Source organism: Algoriella sp., assembly GCF_036647415.1.
In the GTDB taxonomy this organism is placed as follows: domain Bacteria; phylum Bacteroidota; class Bacteroidia; order Flavobacteriales; family Weeksellaceae; genus Empedobacter.
This window is the reverse complement of sequence record NZ_JAVXKG010000015.1, coordinates 18,455-43,489: the sequence shown is the minus strand read 5'-3', so window position 1 is coordinate 43,489 and position 25,035 is coordinate 18,455. Positions and strand designations below refer to the sequence as shown.

Annotated in this window: 17 protein-coding genes and 1 CRISPR repeat array; of the genes, 8 read left to right on the top strand and 9 right to left on the bottom strand. The window is 30.2% G+C overall.

The annotated features are described in order from the left end of the window. Window positions 1-5 precede the first annotated feature (5 nt). Entirely contained in the window at window positions 6-560 is a 555-nt protein-coding gene (locus RSC72_RS08135) for a DUF4303 domain-containing protein (RefSeq protein ID WP_332547003.1), read from the bottom strand. Window positions 561-717: 157 nt separating this feature from the next. Here RSC72_RS08135 and RSC72_RS08130 point away from each other — a divergent pair, with 157 nt between their 5' ends. Then, a complete protein-coding gene (locus RSC72_RS08130) occupies window positions 718-3,105 on the top strand; it encodes an outer membrane beta-barrel family protein (RefSeq protein WP_332565934.1) in 2,388 nt (795 codons plus the stop codon). A gap of 41 nt (window positions 3,106-3,146) precedes the next feature. On the opposite strand, the gene RSC72_RS08125 is transcribed toward RSC72_RS08130, so the two are convergent. The 3 genes from RSC72_RS08125 to RSC72_RS08115 form a co-directional block, all read right to left on the bottom strand. Beyond that, complete coding sequence (locus RSC72_RS08125) at window positions 3,147-3,662, bottom strand: hypothetical protein (RefSeq protein WP_332546637.1); 516 nt, start codon at window positions 3,660-3,662, stop codon at window positions 3,147-3,149. 16 nt (window positions 3,663-3,678) lie between these two features. After that, complete coding sequence (locus RSC72_RS08120; RefSeq protein ID WP_332546639.1) at window positions 3,679-4,962, bottom strand: MFS transporter; 1,284 nt, start codon at window positions 4,960-4,962, stop codon at window positions 3,679-3,681. A gap of 75 nt (window positions 4,963-5,037) precedes the next feature. Beyond that, window positions 5,038-5,523 (bottom strand): GNAT family N-acetyltransferase, encoded by a 486-nt coding sequence (locus RSC72_RS08115; RefSeq protein WP_332546640.1) that lies wholly within the window; start codon window positions 5,521-5,523, stop codon window positions 5,038-5,040. A 171-nt stretch (window positions 5,524-5,694) separates the two neighbouring features. On the opposite strand from RSC72_RS08115, the gene RSC72_RS08110 reads away from it, so the two are divergent. Then, window positions 5,695-6,570 carry a DUF808 domain-containing protein gene (locus RSC72_RS08110; RefSeq protein WP_332546644.1) on the top strand — a complete coding sequence of 292 codons (876 nt, stop codon included), beginning with the start codon at window positions 5,695-5,697 and terminating at the stop codon, window positions 6,568-6,570. A 127-nt stretch (window positions 6,571-6,697) separates the two neighbouring features. Here RSC72_RS08110 and porW read toward each other — a convergent pair whose 3' ends face one another. Next, a complete protein-coding gene (gene porW / locus RSC72_RS08105; protein WP_332578471.1) occupies window positions 6,698-9,064 on the bottom strand; it encodes a type IX secretion system periplasmic lipoprotein PorW/SprE in 2,367 nt (788 codons plus the stop codon). Window positions 9,065-9,317: 253 nt separating this feature from the next. Here porW and RSC72_RS08100 point away from each other — a divergent pair, with 253 nt between their 5' ends. The 5 genes from RSC72_RS08100 (at window position 9,318) to RSC72_RS08080 (ending at window position 16,442) form a co-directional block, all read left to right on the top strand. Beyond that, window positions 9,318-10,817: a GH3 auxin-responsive promoter family protein gene (locus RSC72_RS08100; RefSeq protein ID WP_332565932.1), complete on the top strand. Its 1,500-nt coding sequence runs from the start codon at window positions 9,318-9,320 to the stop codon at window positions 10,815-10,817. Between the two features lies 1 nt (window position 10,818). Further along, on the top strand, window positions 10,819-11,382 hold the full coding sequence (locus tag RSC72_RS08095) for an acyl-CoA thioesterase (RefSeq protein ID WP_332545078.1): 564 nt from the start codon (window positions 10,819-10,821) through the stop codon (window positions 11,380-11,382). Window positions 11,383-11,615: 233 nt separating this feature from the next. Beyond that, a complete protein-coding gene (locus RSC72_RS08090; protein ID WP_332545079.1) occupies window positions 11,616-13,760 on the top strand; it encodes a TonB-dependent receptor plug domain-containing protein in 2,145 nt (714 codons plus the stop codon). Between the two features lie 10 nt (window positions 13,761-13,770). Next, window positions 13,771-15,171 (top strand): HmuY family protein, encoded by a 1,401-nt coding sequence (locus RSC72_RS08085; RefSeq protein ID WP_332545080.1) that lies wholly within the window; start codon window positions 13,771-13,773, stop codon window positions 15,169-15,171. Window positions 15,172-15,191: 20 nt separating this feature from the next. Beyond that, window positions 15,192-16,442 (top strand): T9SS type A sorting domain-containing protein, encoded by a 1,251-nt coding sequence (locus tag RSC72_RS08080; protein WP_332545081.1) that lies wholly within the window; start codon window positions 15,192-15,194, stop codon window positions 16,440-16,442. A 173-nt stretch (window positions 16,443-16,615) separates the two neighbouring features. Continuing rightward, window positions 16,616-17,662: a CRISPR direct-repeat array (repeat unit 47 nt; unit sequence GTTGTGAGTTCCTTTCAATTTGGTATATTTACCATAGTTCTTTCAAC). Window positions 17,663-17,770: 108 nt separating this feature from the next. On the opposite strand, the gene cas2 is transcribed toward RSC72_RS08080, so the two are convergent. From cas2 to cas9, 3 genes are read right to left on the bottom strand one after another with little or no spacing between them, the layout of a single operon-like run. After that, entirely contained in the window at window positions 17,771-18,109 is a 339-nt protein-coding gene (cas2, locus tag RSC72_RS08075) for a CRISPR-associated endonuclease Cas2 (RefSeq protein WP_332545083.1), read from the bottom strand. Further along, window positions 18,106-18,996 (bottom strand): type II CRISPR-associated endonuclease Cas1, encoded by an 891-nt coding sequence (cas1, locus tag RSC72_RS08070; RefSeq protein ID WP_332545084.1) that lies wholly within the window; start codon window positions 18,994-18,996, stop codon window positions 18,106-18,108. The genes cas2 and cas1 overlap by 4 nt, the downstream gene beginning before the upstream one ends. Before the next feature lie 4 nt (window positions 18,997-19,000). Continuing rightward, entirely contained in the window at window positions 19,001-23,311 is a 4,311-nt protein-coding gene (cas9, locus tag RSC72_RS08065; RefSeq protein WP_332566391.1) for a type II CRISPR RNA-guided endonuclease Cas9, read from the bottom strand. A 688-nt stretch (window positions 23,312-23,999) separates the two neighbouring features. On the opposite strand from cas9, the gene RSC72_RS08060 reads away from it, so the two are divergent. Continuing rightward, window positions 24,000-24,641, top strand: coding sequence for a DUF6266 family protein (locus tag RSC72_RS08060; RefSeq protein ID WP_332545086.1), 642 nt, complete (start codon window positions 24,000-24,002; stop codon window positions 24,639-24,641). A gap of 59 nt (window positions 24,642-24,700) precedes the next feature. Here RSC72_RS08060 and RSC72_RS08055 read toward each other — a convergent pair whose 3' ends face one another. Beyond that, a complete protein-coding gene (locus RSC72_RS08055; protein WP_332545087.1) occupies window positions 24,701-24,961 on the bottom strand; it encodes a hypothetical protein in 261 nt (86 codons plus the stop codon). Window positions 24,962-25,035: the final 74 nt, after the last annotated feature.

The window sequence follows — 25,035 nt, the reverse complement described above, 5'->3', positions numbered from 1 at the left end:
AGCTTTTATAAAGCTCTTTTTTTATTGTTTTCCCAAGATTTTATCCATTCAAAATAATTTTCTTTGTAAAAATTATCATTCAATCTAGTAATAATTTCCTCTTGTTTTTTTTGATTAAAATCATCATCTATTACAGAAAATGATAAAAATAAATCTTTATTTGTCGTTTTTTTAAAGAAATTTTCATTCTTCAAATCTTCTAAAACTTCTATACATTTTTCGTTAATTTGATTCTGAAATTGATAAAACCAATCCTCATCATCATCGTGTAAATCGACTGCTTTTTTGCACAAATCATTTATTTCCTTGAATAAATTTTCTGCGCCCTTGTACTCAAATTTCCATTCAGAAGGTTCGTATTTGTAGTAATTAAAGTCATCTTCATCAGCAATTTGACTTAAAAACTCAACTGAGTTTGCAGACGGATGAATAGATATTGTAGAGTCGTTATTGCATAAAGCAAAAGAATAAATTTCTTGTGTAGGATTTTGAGTATAAATTTCTAAAAAAGCTTGTTTGGTTGATAGCGCTATTTTGTTCTTTAATTCATTAAAATCCATTCATTTTCTTAATTAAAATTAACATTTATAAAATTTAGTGAAAAGTAGTGAAAAAAGTTTAAAATAAGTATTGTTTATTTTTTTATCAAATAAAAAAAATGAAAAATCAGTGTAACATTTTTAAAAAATAGACGTCTATTAAGAAACAACCACTAATATGAATAAATTATTTTTCTCGCTAATACTTTGTGCTACAACGACCAACTTGTTCGCGCAACAAGAATATAAAGGAACTTTACAATACTCGGATCAAAAACCGATTGCTTTAGCAGATGTTATTATTTTGAAAGATGATAAGATTATTGATGAAACTTCTACGGATGAAAATGGTCAATTTTCGACAAATTTAGAAAGTGGAACTTATGTTATTCGTATTGAGGAAGCTGGTGTTTTATTACATTCCCAAGAAATTATTGTCAATCAAAATCAAGAATTAGGATTAATTATTGTTCCAAAATCAGAAAATGTTACATTAAAAGAAACTGTAGTTAAGAGTCAGAAAAAACTTGTTGAAAAACAAGTAGACCGCATGATTTTTAATGCTGATTTAGCTGAAGGAGCGCGTGGAGGAGATGCTTTAGATTTGCTAAAATTAGCGCCTCGTGTAAAAGTTGATAATGATGTAGTTTCTATTATCGGGAAAAGTAGTTTACGTGTTATGGTTGATGATCGGATGTTAGAAATGTCAGGCGAACAACTTACAAATTACTTGAAAACTTTACGTGCAGACGATATAGAAAAAATTGAAATAATTACAAATCCACCAGCTAAATATCAAGCGACAGGAAATAGTGGAATAATTAATATTGTATTAAAATCTGGAAAGAAAAATTCTTGGAATGGAAGTTTAACCTCTTCGTTGCAACATTATAATAAACCATATTGGAACAACAGCGCATCGTTTAATTATCGTAAAAATAAATGGACGTTTGTTTCCAATATTTTTGGTGGTTTTGGAGAATATGATGGAATTGGTCAATCTGATATTTATTTTACAAAATCGAATGAAATCTGGACTGAAAAAGAAAAAAATAGTGGTAAAAATAAAAATATTGGTGGAAAATTAGGATTAGATTATCAAATTTCGGACAAATTAACAACTGGTTTTACAGTAGATTTATATGAAGGTAATCGTAAAGGAACGGGCGGAACTAAAACAACAATCAATAGTTTGGATAAAAATGAATTGTTAAGTTATATTCTGAATGATAGAGGCGGAAGCAAAGGAAATACAAAATACAATACGCTGAATTATCATGTGATTTATAAGATGGATACAATCGGAAAGAAATTAACATTTGATTTTGATTGGGTAAATTTTAATAACAACAATACAAGTGTTACATCTAACCGTTTCTTTGATGGAGAAAATAAAGTGATAGATTCTTTGTATCAAGGAAATAGAAGTTTGTCGGACCAGAAAGCCAATAATTATAGTTTGAATATTGATATGGAACACCCAATTGATAAATGGAAATTAAATTATGGAGGACGTTATAGTTGGACGAATAATGACAGCGATAATCAGTTTTATAATACTTCTTCTGGCTCTCCAGTTTTTGATGAAAAGCTAAGTAATGGATTTTATTATGACGAAAATATCTTGGCTTTTTACGGTTCTGTAGAAAAAGAAATTTCAGAAAAATTGTCTGCAAAAGTTGGTTTGAGATATGAAAATACAGATGCAAAAGGTTTTTCTCCACAAGTAAATCAACATGATACATACAAATATGATGGTTTGTTTCCGACAGCTTATTTAATGTATAAAGCAGCCGAAAATCATTCGTTTACAATAAATGTAGGTCGCAGAATTGATCGTCCATTTATGGGACAACTAAATCCTTTCCGTACTGTATATTCACCGTATTCGTTTGCAGAAGGAAATCCAAAGTTAAAACCTTCTTACTCGTATAATTATGAATTAGAATATGCATACAAAGATTTGTCTATAACGACTTTATATTATCGAAATTCTACAGACGAAATCAATCAAATTGTGATTGTAAATCCAACTGAAAATACGCAAAATTGGATACCATACAATTATGCAGATTCTCAAAGTTTTGGAATTAGTGAAAATGTGAATTTTAAGCTCCTAAAATGGTGGAAAGTAAATGGAGCTGTTGATTTATTTTATAAAAAAACCAAAGGAATTATTCCTGAATATAATTATACACTAGATGGTTTTAATGGTGAATTTCGTTTGACAAATAATTTAGAATTAAATAAATCAAAAACGTTATTGTTTAATCATACCACGAATTATTCAACAAAATCAATCGATGCGATGTCGAGAGGTCGTGCGCAATGGGGAACATCTTTAGGTTTGAGAGCGTTGTTTTTGGATAAAAAATTGCAAGTATCGTTCAATGTAAACAATGTTTTTAAAGATAGAGCTTGGCAAGATCAAAGTTATAGTAATGATACTAAATTTACTTACACAGGACAATCAGTTCGTTTTTATCGTTTCGGAATTACCTATAATTTTGGTAAATCATTTAACATAGAACAATCAAAAAGTAGTTCAGAGAAAAATAGATTATAAAAAATAAAGCTCAATTTGAGCTTTATTTTTTTATATATAATTCATTCTGTTATTTTTTCGGGTTCAGGAAAAATATCTTGACTTTTAATTTCAAATTTTTTATCTGTTTTGTGCAATTTTAAATTTTCAATTGAGCTGATAATTAATTCTGTCAAACTATCTAATTCTTCAGGAGAATTTCGACTGTAAACTAAAACAGTTTTTTCAATATTATTCTTTTTTAAGTATAATTTATAAATAAACCCATCGAAAAAATTATTATCGAGATAAGTAGAGTCATATTCTTCTAATTTTATATTTTTAAGAGAATTATTTATTTTTTTTCGATCATCTTTATTTAAAATCGTATAATAATTTTCGTGATAATATGGATGTTCTAATTCGAAATTTTCATAATATTTCCTGATAAATACAGTATCACTTTTAGTTAATTTGATTGAATTATGAGCTTGGAAAAAATTACTATATGTTATATCAAATTCTTCAAAAGAATTATTATTTGAACAACTATTAATCAATAAAAAGCCTAAAAATAATTGTATGATATTTTTTTTCATATAGTAAATTTTAGTTTTACTTTTTCTCCATTTTATAAAAGATTAGAATAACGAAACTTATTGCAAACGAAACGCCCATTGCGAGAGCAGAAGTTTTCATTCCGCCAGAATATTCGATTAATAATCCATAAATAACTAATCCTAAAAATAGAGCAAATTTTTCTAACACATCATAAAAACTAAAATAGGTTGTTGTGTCTTCTGTTTCGGGTAATAATTTGGCGTAAGTAGAACGTGAAAGCGCTTGTATACCGCCCATTACCAAACCAACCATTGCGGCCATTACATAGAATTGTATTTTTACGTTTGGATCATTTTTATTGATTAAATAACCAATTATACACGTTATAATCCAGATGAAAATTCCGATTAATAAAGTCTTTTTATTTCCAATTTTTCCTGAAAGAAAAGAGAATAACCAAGCACCCAAAACAGCTTCAATTTGAATTAAAAGTATTGTTAAAATTAATTCTGAAGATGCCATTCCGATTTCTGAACTTCCAAATAAAGCTGCCATCAAAAAAATGGTTTGCATGGCTAAACTGTAAAAGAAAAATCCGGCTAAAAATATGCGTAAGTTTTTGAATTGATTCAAATGATGAAAAGTATCTTTCAACGATTTAAAACTTGTTTTGATAATATCTTTTGGAATTTCGCGGTTTAATTTTTTATTTGGTAAAGTTCTTAAAGCGATTTGTCCAAAACCAATCCACCAAAATCCTGTTAATAAGAAACTTAATCGTGTAAAAAATCCTTGTTTTTCAACTGGTGCAAATTGTATCATTGCTAAACAAATTGATAATAATACAACAGACCCAATGTAGCCAAACATATAGCCGTGTGCAGACGTTTTGTCCATTTTTTCTTCTGAAACTATTTCTGGTAAATAGGAGTTGTAAAAAACTAAACTTCCCCAAAAACCGATACTTGCAGTGATATTTAACAATAATCCTAACCAATTTAAACTAGAATCTGAATAAAAAAACATCGCCATACAAGAAAGCGATCCCAAGTAACAGAAAAATCGTAAAAATTTGATTTTATTCCCGATTACATCTGCAATAGAAGATAAAACTGGCGACATGACAATTACAATAAAAAAGGCAATTGCAAGTGAAAAATTGAAAGCTGTTTCGGGTAAAAGTCCTAATATTTTGGTTGGATTTTCTGTGCTAGAAAGCGTCATAGCACCGTAATAAACAGGGAAAATAGCTGAAGCAATAACCAATGAATGCACAGAATTTGCCCAATCATAAGAAATCCATGCTTTTATTAATTTTGAGTTATCTTTTTGTATCATATTAAATTATAGTAAATTGGTTGTATTGAGTTTTTAAACTTAAGAAAAATAAATAGAATGTTTTAAATAATAAATTTAAGAATTGGTTATTTTATACTGATAAAGCTTATTGTTAGGATAAATTGTTTGAGAAATTTGTTTAAAATTATTTTTTTCTAAAACTTTACAAGAAGCCAAATTTTCTTTTTTTACCCAAGCCTCCAAATAGTAAAAATCTTTTGTTTTCAGATAATCTACCATGATTTTTACAACAGCGCTTCCGTAACCATTATTCCAAAAAATTTCATCAATAGAATAACCAATAATCGCTTTGTTAGCAACGGGTTGATACATGATAGAACCAATTAATTTCTCTGATTTTTTTTCGATAATTGCAAATCTGTATTCGTAAGACGTTTGTTTCGTTTTTTTTGCGCGGCTTATCATTTCATAAGCATCTTCTATCACAATCATCGGTTTTGTTTCGCGGTATTTCATTGCTTCAGAATTAGAATATATTTCGAATAATCGATTTGCATCATCATCCATTAATTCTCTCAAATATAACCTTTCGTCTTGCATTGTAAATAGTAATTATAAATCAAAAATACTCTTTTTTGAAGATGACTAATGATTAATTTGAATATATTTTGTTCAAAAAAAAGTAAGTCTGTATATGAATATTATTTTTTGAATATTAATAGAAAATCAATCAATAGTTTTACATTTACAACTCAAATTATTAAGATTAATATGGCTTCAGGAATTTTTGCAATTTTAGATGATATTGCAGCTCTTATGGACGATGTTGCGGTAACAAGTAAAGTTGCAGCAAGCAAAACCGCAGGAATTTTAGGTGATGATTTAGCAGTAAATGCTGAGAAAGCAACAGGATTTTTAGCTTCAAGAGAAATACCAGTTTTATGGGCAATAACAAAAGGTTCTTTCATCAATAAACTAATTATTGTACCAATTGTTTTACTTCTTAACCATTATTTACCAGACGCAATAAAATATGTTTTGATTGCTGGTGGATTTTATTTGGCTTTTGAAGGTGTAGAAAAAATTGTAGAATTTATTTTTCATCGACCAAAAAAAGGAGAAGAAGTTATAGCCGAAGATAAGAATGAACAAAAAGAAGTTTCTGAAAAATCTAAGGTAAAATCTGCAATTATTACTGATTTTATTCTATCCGTAGAAATTGTAATTATAGCTCTTAGTACAGCTTTGGAAAAACCTTGGGCAATTCAAATTATGACAGTTTCTGTTATTGCAATTGTAGCAACAGTTGGTGTTTATGGTATTGTAGCACTTATTGTGCGAATGGATGATGCAGGATATAAATTGATAAAATTATCTAACGATAAAGGGGCGGTTTCTACATTAGGTCATTTCTTAGTAAAGGCTTTACCTTATGTTATAAAAACGTTGGGAGTTGTTGGTACTATAGCATTATTATTAGTTTCTGGGGAAATTTTTGTTCATAATATAGACTATATTCATCATCATTTGCCAACAAATATTCCGATAAAGATTAGTGAAGTTTTAGTGGCTTTAGTAGCAGGATTATTGGTCGTTTTATTGGTGACTATTTTCAAAAAAATATTCAAAACTGGAAAAGCTCATTAGAAGTTTTTAGTTTAGAAAACACAAAATCCACTCAATAGAGTGGATTTTTTTATTGAGTTATTTTTAAATAAATGAATTTCTTTTTCAGCTAAGAAACATCGTATAATATGTTATATCAATTTATTTCTTAACGAACTGAACCTCCAATTCCCCTAACAGGAGTTGTGGTAGGTGGAACAGGGTCTTCCTCTATCACTTGTGGTTCATCAATAGTAGCCTTGTTACTTTTTACTTCATTTTTAGGAGCTTCTATAACTTCTGGTTTCGGTTTTCTTAATTTATCCAACAAACGTTTTGCCTGCTTAGCTTCATCAGTTCCGTCATAAGCTGTCATCACGATTTCTAAAGCTTGTTCAAAATCTGCTTGTGAACTAGTTTGTTTAATCGTATAAGCGTTAAGTAAAGCAAATTTAGCCACAATTATTTCCGTAGGAAATTTTACAATTGCTTCTTGTACTTTTTTCTTAACATCGTCGTATTTTTCTTCTTTATATAAATCGTAGGCAACTTTGTAAGCATCCAAAGCTTCTTTTGTTTCTGCTGTTATATATTCAACATCTGGGTTAAGAATATAGCCTGCATAAATTGTATTTGGATAAGTTGTTAAGATTTCATTTTTGTATTGATCTTCAAGTTTTTGATCACGATTTTTATAGATTCGATACAATTGATACGTTGCTTGTAGCTTAACATCTTCTGATTTTGGAGGAGTAGCGACTAATTCTTTTAGCTCTTTTCCTGCTAATTCCGAATTATTAAACGTATCAAAATAACCAATTCCTAATGCTAATTGTGTTGTATCACGTTCAACTTTAAGATCATTTAGCGTTTTCATAGATGTTGGAATTTGCTCTAAATAAAAATCTAATTCGAAACGACGAGGATTACCTGCGTCAACTTTACCAGATAATTCTGCTTGTTTATCCTCTATAACTGTATTTATTGCATTAGAATTTCGCCAATTATCTTTCAAGGTTAATCCACCCCAAATGCGTTGAAATTCTGCTTGTCCAGTTGATTTTAAATTTTGATTATAGAAATAGAATTTTCCTTTATCAGGATTATCAAAGCTAGATGTAAAACTTGCAGTTTTTGTTTCTAACTGAAAATTTTCCATTTCTTTACGTTCTTCTTCAATACGTTTTTCTTCACTTTTCTTCATCTTTTCGATGTAGTTTGTAAAGAATTTACTTTGATCATCTTTAGAAAGAGCAGCTATTTTTAGAATAGAATCATTTTTCTGAACTAAATAATGTTTTTCCATCAGCTTTTTTAAAGCTTCATTACGTGTCAAAATTCTATTTTTATCTTCCTTCAAATTATAGGTCGTATAAGCAGAATCATAATAAGAAGAGGCGTAAACGTAGTCGTTTTGTTTAAATTTTATATCTCCATAATTTTCAAACGAACGAGCACGAATATACGGATCAGAAATAGGTCCTTTTATACTTAATTTTGCATATTCTACAGCATCATCCATATTATCTGAACGTAATGCCATTTCAGAAATACCGTAATATAATTCGTTTTGTTTTGAGGTATAAATACCTTTTTTTGCTATGTCAAGTAAGTTTTGTTTGTAGTTACCATAATTATTAACCTTCGGATCAAAATTAGCTGCAATTGCAAGCTGAGATTTAACTTCGAGATCAAAACCAGGACTCATTTTATATACTTTTGTAAATGCTTCTCCAGCTTCTTGTTGTTTACCTAATTTAGAAAAAACTTGTCCCATTACATAAAATAATCGAATACGTTCCTCTTTATTACTTGAGTAATATTCTGCTTTTTGTAGAGGATCTAAAGCTTCTTCGTATTTTTTCTGATCAATTAAAAACTCTGCATACGTACGTGCAATCAATGTTTTTAATGCTTTGCTTTTATACGGATCGCTTTCGTATAATTCTTTTAAATGCTCAGAACCATCAAAATAATTACCACCTTTTATTTCAGCAATTGTTTTGTAAATATCAGCTTCTTGTGCGTATGATGAACCTTTGAAGGTTTTTACAACATAATTTAATGCATCTAAAGCTTCAAAGTATTTTTTCTGATAAAATAAAGATTTACCAATCAAAAGATAAGCTCGACCAATCATTTTGTTGTTTTCTTGTCCTTTGATTAACATAGAATGTTTCTCAATAACAGTTGCAGCTTTTGATTCTACAGCAGCAAAGCCAACAGGTTTTTCTACTTTATCTGTATTGTTTCGGTTTCCACCACCAATACCAAAATTGGGTGTGTTTCCACCAATAATATTAGTAGAATCGGAGATAGAAAAATATTCTATTCCAATAGGTAAAATTTTAGAATAATTCTCTTCATAACTTTCCTGAAGCTCAGTATTCCTTTTTTCTAACTCTTCTTCAGCATTAAAAACTCCATTAAACCACGATGTCATTTTATGAAATTGGCGGTTTTTGAATGTATTTTTTTGTGTAGAACAGCCGATTAATAAACTTGCGGCAAAAAAGCTAAGTACAATCTTTTTCATGTTAGCGAATAAAAACAAATCTACAATAAAACGTTCGATTACAAAAAATCTTGTATAGCTTCTAGATTTTAGATACATTTATAAGAAGGAAAATATATTTATTTAGAATTTGAATAGATAGATTGTAAAATGATTGCTAACAATTTAGCATTAACGGAATTAAATTTTGACTAAAAAAAATAATGTAAAAGTTTCTGTAAAATTGGTATTATTCCTTTAAATTAGACCATTAATAATGTTATAAACAAACAAAATGAAAGCTTTTCTAGCTAAAATTTTCGCAAAACGTATTGTCAATAAAGAGCAAAAATGGATAAAAAATCCGTTGGAAACGCAAGACAAAATTTTAAAAGAATTGGTTGCTTTTGCAAAAAATACAAAGTTTGGAAAAGATCATCATTTTGATCAAATTAATACTTACCAAGATTTTAAGAAGTTAGTTCCTGTTCATGATTATGAAGGATTAAAACATTATTTTGATGAAGTTGTAGCAGGAAAATCTGATATACTTTGGCCAGAAAAACCAATTTATTTAGCTAAAACTTCGGGGACAACTTCTGGTGCAAAATATATTCCGCTTACCAAAGAATCAATTCCGTATCATATAAATTCTGCTAGAAATGCATTGTTGTATTATATACACGAAAAGCAAAATGCAGATTTTGTGAATGGTAAAATGATTTTCTTACAAGGAAGTCCTATTTTAGAAGAAGAGAATGGGTTGAAAGTTGGTCGTCTTTCTGGTATTAGTGCACATTTTGTACCTAATTATCTTCAAAAAAATAGGTTACCTTCTTATGAAACAAATATTATTGAGGATTGGGAAACAAAGGTAGATCGTGTAGTAGAAGAAACTGTAAATGCTGATATGACCTTGATTTCTGGTATTCCACCATGGTTGATTATGTATTTTGAACGATTGATTAAAGTTTCTGGAAAAGAAAATGTTCAATCAATTTTTAAGAATTTACAACTAATGGTAACAGGAGGTGTAAATTATGAACCTTATCGTGAAAAAGTAAATCAATTAATTGGTCGTAAAATAGATTTTATACAGACTTATCCAGCATCAGAAGGGTTTATTGCATATCAAGATTCGCAAAAATCCGAAGATTTGTTATTGCTGTTGAATAATGGAATATTCTACGAATTTATTCCTGTTGATGAATTTTTTGATGAAAACCCAACTCGTATATCGATAAAAGAGGTTGAATTAGGAAAAGATTATGTTTTAATTCTTAATACAAATGCAGGACTTTGGGGATATAATATTGGAGATACGGTTCGTTTTACGTCTTTATATCCATTCAAAATTGTTGTTTCAGGCCGAATAAAACATTATACATCAGCTTTTGGTGAGCATGTAATTGGACACGAAGTGGAGCAAGCTTTGCAAAAAACGATAGAGAAATTTCCTGCAAGTGTAAATGAGTTTTCTGTAGCGCCGCAAGTCAATCCAACAGAAGGATTACCTTATCATGAATGGTTAATAGAATTTGATCAAAAACCACAAAATATGCAAGAGTTTAATAAAGAATTAGACTTACAAATGCGAAAACAAAATACATATTATGACGATTTGATAACCGGAAATATTCTAACTCAATTACAAATATCTGTTGTAGAGAAAGGTGGTTTTCAGTTGTATATGAAATCAATAGGTAAGCTTGGCGGACAAAATAAAGTTCCTCGTTTGTCAAATAATCGCGAAATTGCAGATGAATTTTATTTATTAAACCTAATCCAAAAATAAAATGAGCACAGATACAATGATTTATAAAAAGGTAAAAAGTTCTCTAATAACTTTTTCTCAATTAATGCTACCGTCACATTCTAATTTTAGCGGAAAAATACACGGAGGCTTTATTTTATCACTTTTAGACCAAATTGCATTTGCGTGTGCATCAAAATATTCAGGAAAATATTGCGTCACAGCCTCTGTAGATCAAGTCGATTTCTTATCACCTGTAGAAGTTGGGGAATTGTTAACACTAAAAGCTTCAGTTAATTATGTTGGTAGAACTTCTGTTGTTGTAGGTATTCGTGTAGAAAGCCAAAATATACAAACGGGCGAGGTAAAACATTGTAATTCTTCTTATTTTACAATGATTTGTAAAGATGAAAATGGACAAAATGTAGAAGCACCAAAGTTAATTTTAAAAACCTCAGATGAAGTAAGACGATTTTACAAAGCACTTCAACGAATAGAGGAAAGACGTAATGCAAAAAGTCAGTTAAAAAATTCTGTAGATTGTAAATCAAAAGAAATGATTAACAACTTGATAGAAAATCATTTTGTAAAAATAGAAATGGATTAAAGTCTGTTTTCTCACAATTTAAAAGCTCAATTCAGTAATGGATTGAGCTTTTTTTATTTATATGATTTGTATCAGTTTGATAATCAATTTTGTCGAGCTATATAAAAAATCGAGCATTCATCTAATTTAATTTAGAATAAATAAAAATAAAGTAAAATATTCGTTTATATTTGCGTTATTAATCATTAGACTAATTCTAAATAGAATTAAACTTTGATAAGAAATAACACACAATGAGAAGATATTTTATTCTATTAAGTTGCCTTTCGGGATTACAACTATTTGCACAAACCAATGATTCGATTAATAAAAATCAATCGATAGATTTGGAGCAAACCGTAATTTCTGGGCAATATAATAGCCAATCAGTCAAAAAATCAATTTATGAAGTTCGTGTCATCAATCAAGAGATGATAGAGCGCTTGGCAGGAAATACATTAGCCGATTTATTAAACCAAACGTTGAATATGAATATTATTCCGAATTCTTCTTCTGGTAAATCGACTGTTACCATGTTCGGTTTGGATGCGCAATATTTCAAGATATTGGTAGACAATATTCCGTTAGCAAATGATGAAGGCCTTGGAAACAATACAGATTTAACACAATTAAACCTTGATGATGTACAACAAGTAGAAATTGTAGAAGGCGCTATGGGAGTAGAGTATGGAGCAAATTCTTTGGGAGGAGTAATAAATGTTATTACCAAAAAAGGAGGAAAGAATAAGTTTGATATTTCTGCAACGCTACAAGAGGAGACGATTGGCAATGAATATAATTGGAAAAATAAGGGAAGACATATACAATCCTTGAAAATCGGGCATAAATTTTCAGACAAAATCTACGCTAATTTAAGTTTTTCACGCAATGATTTTCAAGGATTTTTTGACAACAAAAAAGGCGAAAATTACCCTGTAAAAGGACTTCGAGGATACGAATGGTTACCAAAAATACAGAATTCTGCAAAAGCATTATTTCAATACAAAAATGAGAATTTTAGATTGTTTTATAAGTTTGAATATTTTACAGAAAAAACAAAATATTACGAATCTAACTTGACAGTAGTTCCTAATATACCAACTGCAACTACAGATTTTTACGGAGCTGATCGTCAATACACAACAGATCGTTTTTATAATCACTTCAATATTGCTGGACGATTTAGAAATGCAATTAACTACGATATTTCGTTGTCTTATCAAGAACAAAAACGTAAAGTAAAAGCTTATCAATACGAAGTTTTAACAGGAAATGAATTGGACGTTAATAAGTACGAATATGAAAGCCGAAAGGTTTATTATTCGAAAGGAATGTTCAGTAATTTCATCAATAAAAATGATGTTTTTGATTTTCAGTTTGGTTATGAAATCGATCAAACAAGAGGATTTGCTTCGCCACTTTCAATGGAATTTAATGATGTACCAGAAAATAATATTGAAAGAAATATAGGTACTTATGACTTTTTTGGATCATCAGAAATTAATTTGAGTGATAAAATTTCTTTACGTCCTGGTGCTCGCGTAATGTTTTCGGAACAATTTGATACACAAACCGCAATTAGTTTGAGTGCGAAATATGTTTTCGGGAAAGATTGGGAATTAAGAGGAATTGTTGGTACATCGCCACGATTGCCAAATTATGACGAGATGTATTCTTTTCTTGTTGATGTAAACCATGATGTTCGTGGTAATGAGGACTTAAATCCAGAGAATGGATATTCTGTTTTTTTACATCTGAAAAAGAATTTGAAATTCAATTCAGGATCTAATTTAGAACAAAAATTATCACTTTGGAATATTGATCTGAAAGATAAAATTGCGTTAGTTGTGATTGGAGAAACACCTTTGCGTTATCAATACAACAATATTGATACCTACAAAGTTCATGGCGCAACATATATGAATCAATTTACAATCGGAAATATTTCGGGTGGAATAGGAGCGTCGTTAACAGGAATTAAACAATCTATCGATCAAGAAAATTTTATAGAAACAGTAAAAAATAAGTATTTCTATTCTGTACAAGCAAATGCAAATGCTTCGTATAAATTACCTTCTACAAAGACCATTTTCTCTGTGTTTTATAAATACAATGGCGAGCAAGAACAATATACACTCAAAACAAATACAGTTACCAGAGAATCTTATTATGCAAAAGGAAAACAACAAGCATTTAGCTGGATGGACGCTTCGGTAAGACAAGCATTTTTTAGAGATAAATTTGATGTAACAATTGGTGCGAGAAATTTATTTGATGTAAAATATCTTACCAATACAACAGGAAATGATGGTGCTCATACTGCTGGTGCATCAAGTATTTTGTACGGTTATGGACGTTCATATTTTGTGAAACTTTCATTCAATTTAGGAATTAATTAAATCAATTATTATGAGAATTTTTTCAATCATATTTACCCTTATTACAGCTTTATTCATCACATCTTGTTCGGATGAAAGTTCGCCAATAGGACAAGATTTCGTTGTGGCTTTCAAAAATCAAAGTGTTGATTTTAGTACAATAGAAAATCAAGAAAGTATTCAACTTATTTTTTCTAAAGTTGCAGAACAAGATGGTCAAGTACATATCAAAATTTCGACTGAATTGGCAAATTATGGAACAGATTTTTCTACACTGCCAGCTTCATCACAGAATGAATTAATTATTCCATTTAAAAAAGGCGATACTTCAGTTAATTTTTCGTTCCAAAATTTAATTTATCCTTTTGATCGTTCAGATAAAAAAGTTCAATTTGAAATTACTAAAATAGATTATCCGCAAGCAATTATTCAAGGATATTCTATCGTTTCTATTTCTTTTGATCGTTCTATTGGCGGAACAATTTCTCCAGAAATAGGTGGACCAAATCAACCCAATCAGGTTTATGTCGATTTAAGTAAAAATGCACAAACAAAAGTAAGAAGAGATAGCTGGGATTTAGGTTTTTATAATGGAAGTTATTTTCGTGTAGAACTAAATGGATCATTATATATGGCAACAAAAGCGTTGACAGAAACAGATATAACGAAAGTAACAAGAGCTTCTGTAAATAGTTTATTGAATGAAGTTGCTGTTGGGACATTTGCAGATTCAAACAAAGAATTTATTGATCATCCTACTGGTGATATTTTGAAAACAGCAATTGCCGAAATCAAAGACAATGACGCCGAAAATCCTGTGTATTTATTAAATCTTGGCTATACTGTTGGTACATCAACTCCAGCTGCAGGTTCTGCCGCAATTGCGGGAGATCAGAGAGGATGGAAAAAAGTGAGATTTCTTAAAAAATCAGGTCAATATATTATTCAATATGCTGATTTGGATGATAAAACATATCAAGAAAAAACAATTTCAAAAAATGGGACACACAATTTTACTCATTTCAGTTTTACTACCAATAATACAGTCTCTGTAGAACCAGAAAAATTAAAATGGGATATAAACTTTACTGTTTTTACTAATTTGATTGAAGGAAATGGTTCTTATGGCTATTCAGATTTTGTGGTTAATAATACAAAAGCAGGTGTAAAAGCATATCGCGTAAATGTTGCAAATGGAATAACGTATGATAATTTTTCTGAGAGTAATATCGATGAGTCAAAATTTGATAGTGATCAACGAATAATAGGAGATTCTTGGCGACAAGTTACTGCGCCACAAAGTTTGTTTACAGATAGATTTTATGTGATAAAAGATACAGAAAATAATTATTACAAAATAAAAATGCTTGCATTTCTTAACGCTTCTGGCGTGAGAGGTTATCCAAAATTTGAATATAAATTAATTAAATAACAATTATAAAATCAATAAATATGAATACTAAATTTACACTTTTAGCAGCTGCATTGTTTATGAATGTTGCCGCACATGCACAACAAGTAAACGGTCAAGTGACGATGGGATCAAATTATGCAAATGATGTTTATTATGGTTTAGATGGACAAACTGCAACAGTAACAAATAGAGCGGATTGGGATATTTCATTTTATCGTAAATCAAACTTTTCTACAGGAATTAGAGTGAATGATACAAAAGGAATTCAGGTTTTTGAAGCATCAAACGATTTATCTACTTGGAATAATATAAATGTTGCAAACGCTGGGTCTTGGACAGAATTGTATAATGACGATACAAATTGGCAAGAGGGAGCTTTTAATCAAGCTTCTGCGGTTTATGGTTGGGGAGCTTATGATATTGCAACGCATTTTGTAAAAGGAACAATTGTTTTTGTACTAAAATACACTACTGGTGAATATGTAAAATTGAAAATAGATCAGTTAAATGCACCAAGTGGAACGTATAGTTTTACGTATGCTAAATTAATTAATGGAACTTGGTCTACGGACAAAACAGTTTCTATAGCTCATTCTGTTTCGCCAAATAACTTATTCAATTATTATAATTTTATTACAGATAGTGTTACAACACCAGAACCAGAGCAAAGTAAATGGGATCTTAAATTTACAAAATACATTACACCATTAGATGCAGGAGGGAGTACCGTGATGTATTCTGTAACAGGAGTTTTGCAAAGTGATTTGATAAAAGTTGCTAAAACAGAAACAGGAAATCCTACAAATGATGCAGCGTATTTAGCGAGTATAAATACAGTTGGATATGATTGGAAAACTTTTAATATGAGTTCTGGAGGTTATACTATAAAACCAACTAATTTCTTTATTAAAAATAGTACAACAAATAAAATATACAAATTAAACTTTACAGCTTTCGAAGGTTCTGCAACAGGAGTTGTGAAATTTAATTATGAAAATGTTACAGCATCTTTAGGAACATCTGATTTAGAAAAAACAAAGTTCGGAGTTTATACAACTAACCAACCTAAAACTATATCTATTGTTTATAATTCGAATCAATCTGCATCATCGAATCTCTCTGTTCAAGTGTATTCTATGAACGGGCAATTGGTTCATCAAGAAATCTATAAACCAACATCATCATTTACCAACAAAACTATACAGTTATCAAAACTACCTGCCGGTGTTTATGTTGTAAAATTACAGTCTGCGGATAAAGTAGAGTCGAAAAAAGTCGTTTTACAATAAAGTTTTGAATAACTTTATTTTATCTCTTTGTGAAGGTTGCTCTATTTGGAGCAACTTTTTTTGTTGATTATTTTGAATTACAATTCCTCATAATCTATCATTTTAATAAAATAACAAACTACTAAATCCCCTCTGTCAAGCTGAATTCATTTCAGCTTCTTATTTCGTATGCAGTTGTGAGTTCCTTTCAATTTGGTATATTTACCATAGTTCTTTCAACTGTTTAATTTATTCCAATTTTCGGCTATTTGTTGTGAGTTCCTTTCAATTTGGTATATTTACCATAGTTCTTTCAACACCCGCAACCAGTGTTAAGAGCGCATTCCAGTTGTGAGTTCCTTTCAATTTGGTATATTTACCATAGTTCTTTCAACTCAAGCAATCCAGTGAATTGAGATACTGTAGTTGTGAGTTCCTTTCAATTTGGTATATTTACCATAGTTCTTTCAACAAATAAGCTGGGCTTAAGTACAGCTTTAGCGTTGTGAGTTCCTTTCAATTTGGTATATTTACCATAGTTCTTTCAACGAAGTGATTATATTTTGCATGATAGTTTATGTTGTGAGTTCCTTTCAATTTGGTATATTTACCATAGTTCTTTCAACCTATATCTACAAGGTCATGCCCTCCGATTGTTGTGAGTTCCTTTCAATTTGGTATATTTACCATAGTTCTTTCAACATTATACATAAAGTTTATTTATTTAATTTGGTTGTGAGTTCCTTTCAATTTGGTATATTTACCATAGTTCTTTCAACCAGCTAAAACCCAAACAATGAGCAAACTAAGTTGTGAGTTCCTTTCAATTTGGTATATTTACCATAGTTCTTTCAACATTTTCGGATTTCATAACGGCTTTGAAACTGTTGTGAGTTCCTTTCAATTTGGTATATTTACCATAGTTCTTTCAACCGAAGTTCTTATCAGTAGTATTAAATTCCTGTTGTGAGTTCCTTTCAATTTGGTATATTTACCATAGTTCTTTCAACTAAACCATCTAATTATATACACGACGCAATGTTGTGAGTTCCTTTCAATTTGGTATATTTACCATAGTTCTTTCAACAAAAGCAGCAGCAACTCCACCTCCACCAGTGTTGTGAGTTCCTTTCAATTTGGTATATTTACCATAGTTCTTTCAACAACTTCATCAAAAGTTACATCAAATAAATGGTTGTGAGTTCCTTTCAATTTGGTATATTTACCATAGTTCTTTCAACCTCAATTGTATTGAGCTTAGTGTTTAATAGGTTTTAGATGGTTTGTTAGAATTAAAAAAGTAAAGAAAAAATCCTATAATTCAAGTTGATTATAGGATTTTTCTTTTTCTAAAATAGTTCTAATTGTTGTGGTGTCGAAGGTAAATCTGTTTGTTGCTTAGAAAAAAAGATTTCCATTTGTCCAAATTGTTTATCAGTAATACAAATTATACCAACTTTGCCGTGTTGTGGTAAAGATTTTTTAACACGCCTTATATGCACATCCGCATTTTCTTTACTTGGACAATGTCGAAGATAAATCGAAAACTGAAACATTGTAAAGCCATCATCCAACAAATCTTTTCTGAAACGTGTTGCCTGACTTCGTTGCTTTTTAGTTTCTGTTGGCAAATCAAATAAAACAAGTACCCACATAATTCGGTATGCATTATAGCGTGAAAAATTCATGTAAATTCTGGATAACGAATCGTTCGCTGTTCTCCTGTCATACACTTATATAACGAACTTGTTGTAGAACTTACAGCAACCAATAAAGGTCGAGTTAGTCCATCAATTTTTACATCTTTTGTCGCAATTTTTAGTAAATGCGTTTTCGCTTCTTTTGATAACTCTGTAGGTCGAAAAGGCTTGCTCAACCATTCCAAAACCAACTCGTCCACGTACGGGCGATAAGGCTCCATAATATCATCGGCAAGGCAATAAGCATTGTATTTATTGCGATGAAAAATTCCGATAGTTGGATTTAGTCCCGAACTTACCAACGCACGAGCCACCATACTTCTTAAAATTGAATAGCCAAAATTGAGATAATTATTAGGTGCATCACCACCTCGTTCTCGTGTAAAATTCTCGAAAAGTTGTTTCCAATAATGTTGTGCTGCAATACCCTCCATATTACTTGTGTCCCCAGATTTTACATTTGTCATATAAGTTTGCATAGGTTCAGATACATAACCAAATTTTGACAACAAAGCTTTCTGTTGATAGATTTTTGCCTCAACAGTTTGTTTCCACAATTGCTTTTTCAACGGTTCAGACAAATTAATTTGATGTTTCAACCGTTCACTATGCTCCACGTGACCACTTATAGGCAACATCAATCCCAAAGGTAAATGACTTTCATCACAGCTAATAATCGCGACATTATGTTGTTGTAAAGCGATGATTAATTGATGACTTAATGTAATTTGATAATGATCTAATACCAAAAAACCTAAATCTTCCACAGCCACAGAACCTTTCAACTCCTTTGTTATTCCATCTTCTATTTTTAACTGATTATCTTTCAATTTCAAATATGATGGATTTCCGATATAAATGGTACGTTTTAGCATAATGTTAAGCTTTTGAAATATTTCCTAATCTATCCACTTTGAGTTTGATGCAAAATTCTTTTATCATAATACCATCAATTGACTTTTCCATTTTATTTAAAGCAGAAAATTCCACTTTATTTACAATAGTTGTAGAAATTTTATTTTGTATAAAAAAGCATTGATAAGTAGAAAAACTCACCACTTTATAAATTTGCTCTACATTTATTTTATTCTCATCAAAAACACCTTCAACTGGAACATAAACTAAATCATTTGGAGATAAGGTATATAATAACTGTTGTCCTTTTTCATTGGTTTCGGGAACGGCTTGTAAACCTTGTTTTTGTCTTTCGATAACAACATTTAAAGGAATGGTTTCATAACTGCGTTTTCCTGTTTTATCTTCATAAATTCCGAAAAACAAATTGGTTCCTTTTGCAGCTTCTACAAATTTTGTTGTTTTATTTCCTGTTTCTCCTAAAGAAAACTTACTACCTTGCTCAAAAACACGAACCTTTAAAATAGGCTGATGAGATTTTCCATCGTTGTAAAGGCTTATATTATTATTTAATTCTTCAATTCCTTCTGGTGAAAATGCAATTTCTGGTTTGTTGTCTTTTACTTTTAGATAATTCAATAAAATCTTTTGTATTCCTGTATCGGTAATTGATAAAATACTTTTTTCATTAAATGTAGCATCTAAAGATTTACGAGTAGCTGTTAATATTTTTCCTTTCGCCACTTTTATTCTATCCAAATGTACTTGCCCCGAAACCGTTTCTTTGTGTAACGGTTTTCTTACAGCCCAATTTGTACCTTTTTGTTCAACTTTTACCTTTTTACCATTCTCAATTTTTTCATAATAATTGGTTGCTTTATTAATAACACGGAGGTTTTGTTTGAAACTAATTACAATATTTTGCAAGGAATTACGACTATCTTCTGTAAAAGTTTCCCAAGGTTTTTTAAAACCTTTAAAGGCAGTTCTTTCCACACCGTCTTTATCTAAATACGTTTCTTGTATTCTCAGATTGCGTTGTAAATCAAATCTAAATTTCTTTTGCTCATCTTTTGTTTTATTTTTCTTTGGCAAAGCACTTTCATTATTCAATAAATTCACATGATCTCTCGTTGCACAGGCAATAACTAATGCATCCATTGCGTGATGGCGATGATCGATACGTTTTTTAGAAAATCCTTTTGATAACTCAATAGGAACTGTAGGAATTATTTTTCCGTGCGTATTTTTTGATGTAAAATCTGTTGAATTAGTCAAAATATTCATTCGTTCAAAACGTGGTAAAACCAAGTCATTCCAAATGTCGTTCAATCCCCAATCTTGTTTTAATCTTGTGGTAATTTTTCCATTTCCTGGTACAATATTTTTTGAATTTACGCCGTCATCTTTACTTCCAGTTTTATCATCACGAACAATATTCGATAATAATTGTGTAACATATTTGCTGATATAACGCGTATCATTCAACTGACGTTCAATCATTTTTTCAGGAATATCTTCTAACAATAACTTGTTGCGTTTCCCTCTGTTTTTATCATAATTCTGTTTTACAAAATCTTCATATTCAGAAACTTCCAAAATAGTCATTTTATCAGAAACCTTATATCCATGAAATTTCTTAATAAATTCAAAGCCTAATTGATTGTCTTTCAGTTTATTTACAGCCGATTCGCAAATCACTTTATTGCTCATACTATCATCAAAATAGCGACTTTGTGGTATAATGTGTTCAATCTCGTATTCTGGTGTAAACAATTTATTCAATGGAATAATTTGTCCCGTATAAGGCGAACGATATTTTTGTTCTAACCACAATTTATATCGTTTTAAATCAGAATTAGATGGTTGAGCAGTTTTACTAATTTTCAGAATATCTTCATCAATATTTTCTTCGGCATTCAAAACACCTTCTTCGTAAATCTTCAAAATTTCTTGTTGCATTGGCGAATATGGTCGAACATTATCTACTTTTGTATCTAACGCCATTTCTGCCAACAAAGCTTTGATACGCAAATTGGTATTCTCATTATCTGTAACCGTTGCTGTAATGCGTTTACGATCATCTGCTGTATTTTTCATTTCACGACCTAATTCGATATGAATTTCAGTAAAGAAATCTTTCGCTCCTTTTCCATAATGGTTCCAAATATCTTTTACCACACGCAAAGTTTCGGTAATTACTTGCTCTACAATTGGATTTCGTAGTGAATGTTGTTTAAAATCTTCTAAAAATTGATTCAAATCCTCTACAGAATTCCATTTTCCTGCAATAGATGCCTCAGAATGTCGCCCATAAACCACATATTGAGCTAACCACAATGGTAAAGCTTGAAAATCATCTTCAGAATTAAGATGTTTTGCTTTTTCACGAACACGATCTTTGATATTTTCATCATATTCGCCAGTGATTATTTTTTCGATTCTTTCTTTAGAATTTTGGTCAATATTTTCCCAATTCCATTGATTTCCGAAACGCATCAAAGGCAATAGTTTTTTGATTGCTTTTTCCGAAAAACTACCATAATCACTTTTGAAAGGAGGAAATTTCTTGAAAGCATCTATAAAAGTTGTTTCCTGCAAACCTTTTTTATTGGCGAAAGTTTTTAACGCTTTTTCATACTCAATTTTATCGTTTACCGAATAAATGATGTGCCATAAAGCCATTTCATTTTCAAAATTTAGAAAATCTTTTGGCGCATTTTCTACTTTATCTAAACGAGATTGAATTAAATTTCGGGTTTCATTTCCAGGATAATCTTTGTCTTGAACGTAATTCCAACGGTATTTTACCACTTCATCATTTAAAGCTTTTCCTTTTAAACCATTGCCATCAAGTAAGAATTTTATTAAAGCATCTTGTTTAATTTCTTTTTTAGAGTTTAACCAATACAACAAATTTTCCCAATCTTGTGTAGAATTTAAGAAATTATTTGTTACATTTTTATCATCATCTTTGGTATAAATAGCCAAATTTTGCAACCATTGCAGCAATCTAAATTCTTGAAAATAAGGATTTGATTTCGCAAGAACTTTTAGCGGACGAATAATTTCTTCTCCGTTTTCATTTTTTGATTTCCTAAACTCTAAAGTACAATTTGAAATACCAAATTTTTGGCTTTTCAAAGGGCGTTGATAAAAGATTATATCATTCAAAAACAAATGCACGAAATCTTTTGAATCTAAAATTTGTTGATGTTGTTCGTTATTTTTATATAATTCTCGAACACAATCTTGTAACAAATTTTCATTTTGTAACTCTGTATGAAATTCTTTTTGAGTTTTTAGAATTTGTTCTAATTCCTGTTTATAAAATTTACGCTCAATGGTACGAACCAGTTTTCCTTTTATTTTCTGTTTAGGATTCAGTAATAGATTCTCATAAATATAAGTTCCTACAGTTTTTTGAGATTGATTAATGTCTTGTTCGGTTTTCTTTTTTAATAAAGTCCAATCTTCTGCACTTGGTGCACGAAAACTACGTTTTACCAACCCTTCTTTATCTAATTTTTCCGTTCCATCATCATTCAAATCTGTGGTAACTATAAAATCACGCACTTTATCTTTCCAATCGTCCATAGAAATCTTGCTCGATCGTCTGTAAATCCAACCATTTTCTAAATGCAAAGAATACCAAATTTCTCCTTTTTTATTGGTTTCAGCATCAGGTATAACATCAACAATTTTCAAAGAATGAAATTCAACTAATTTATTTGGGTTTTCTTCCTCTTCTTCACCTCTCAACTGGTAATATCCACGTTTTTGATTAAAATTAAGAATCAACCAAGCTAATTCATCTTTTTCAATTTTTTGAGTTAAAGCTTTTTTTCGTAAATAATAAATAGTCCAATCGTAAGGAATTAAACAATCATTTCCATTTTTATCTTTAAGAAATTCGGGTTGATTTTGCTTAAAATCTTCTAACATTTCATTGAAAGAATTCTTAAAAAGAAACTCTGTATGAAATGCTAATTTTGGTTCAGCTTGATTGATGAATTTACCAAAACGTTTAGTAAAATCAATCTGCTCATCATAATGTTTTGGTAAGAAACCTAACAAATGCAAAACGCGATGCAAACGCTCACGACGTAACAAATGACGCTCTCTCAATCGACGAACTCCACGATAACCAGTACGTTCTGCTGTTTGAGAAATAGAATTTCCTTCTCCAAATTTTCCTAAAATATCTTGAGACATTGGAATAATTCTACTTCCCATTCCTAAGATATTACCTTGCTTATTTTCAAAGTCTTGCTGAATCAACGCCCAACCAATTGAGTTGGTTCCGAGGTCTAATCCGAGTATATTTTTAGTCATAAAGTCTTTTGCTTCTAATTTAAGAAGAAAAAAGAAACAAAATTTACGGTTTCCCGTATTGTGGATTAAATTTATTAATCTACATTTGTAATGAAAGGAACTCACAATAAGGATTATTCCGTTGTGAAAACATTTAGTGCCTCGCCTATCTGCGGGGCTTTTTTATGTCTATATATCAACTGCTAAATTCCTTTCGAGTTAGGTGTGGGAATATATTTTTTCTTAAATCAGCATAAAAACACCTCTGTCAACCTAAACTCATTTCAGTTTCTCATCATCACCTTAAAAATTTAAAAACCTACCAACTTGAAACTAACTAATAAAAAAATCCCCTCTTGAAGGGGTAAGGGGAGTGTTTTTTTGGACAGAATATAGGATTGTAAAAACAACTTAAAAACCTACCAACTTCCCAACTTAAAGACCTACCAAGATAAACCATGAATATCTCGTGGTACTTTCGTCAATATAGAATGGTTAACGAAAAGATACAGAATGGATAAACAAAACCTAAAGAATATCAAAAGATGAATATCCATCGTGTTTATTTTCAATTTATTACGTGTTATAAAAAAAGTAAAAACAGGTAAATTATAGTAAAATAAAGCAAATTTCAGTAAATTTTGGTAAATAGAATTTTTGTCCCAATAGTTTTCACAACTTTACATAACAACCCTTAAAACATTATAAAATGGGAAAAATTTATGACTCTTTATTATCTGGCTCAAGTGGGCGAACTGGACGTGTTGTCATTGCCAACATAAACGGACACGAAATATCTCGTATTCGTCCACGTAAACGAACTAAAACTCCAACTGAAAAACAACAATTAGTTCGAGATCGTATGAAAGTATGTGTAGATTTTATGGTTTCTTACAGAGCTTTTGCTTGCAAACATTATGGATACAGAACAGGAATGCGATCATGCTACAACCAAGCTTTTACAAATCTTACAACAAGCTTTGGTATAGACTATACTACATTTAGTATTGTACCAGATTATGCGAAAATTGCATTTGCAAAAGGTGGTTTATTGGCTGTAATTCCTACTTCAATAGCAATTCCTACACCTAATACGATAGAAATTACTTGGCAAAACAATGCCGGCTCTAATCCAGATAGAGAAACAGATATGTTGCAAATATTAGTAGCTTTTGAAAATGAAATCAATACAAATTTTATAGAGAATGCTGCTCCTCGTCTTGATGAAACGTATACATTAAATCTGACGAACTATCAATTAGGAAAAGTACTCCATTTTTGGATAGCTTTTCGTGCAATAGATGAACTTTCAGTATCCAATTCAATCTATCTTGGCAGTATTACGACATAGAAAAAGTAAGATTTACTAAAGAGTTAAAATGGTATAGATCTATAATTCAGTTTAACTCTTTAGTCATTATATTTCTCTAAAATCTGCAAATAAATCATCATTTTCAAATAGTAACATCTACTACCAAGCTTAAAATACTTTATTTCACCATTGGTCTTTAACTTTTCTAATGTTTTAGGACAACAATCAAATAATTCCATCACGTCTTTATCAGACATTAAATCATCTTTGGTAATTTTATAATTCAAATCTTCAAAACAATTCTGAACCTTTTCTAACAAAATTGAGAGTTCTTGGGAGGTAAATTCTATCTTTTTCATAAATTTAAAAGTTTGGGACGATTAAATTACGAGTTATTTAGCTTATATACAATATTTTAATGATTTGATTTAAT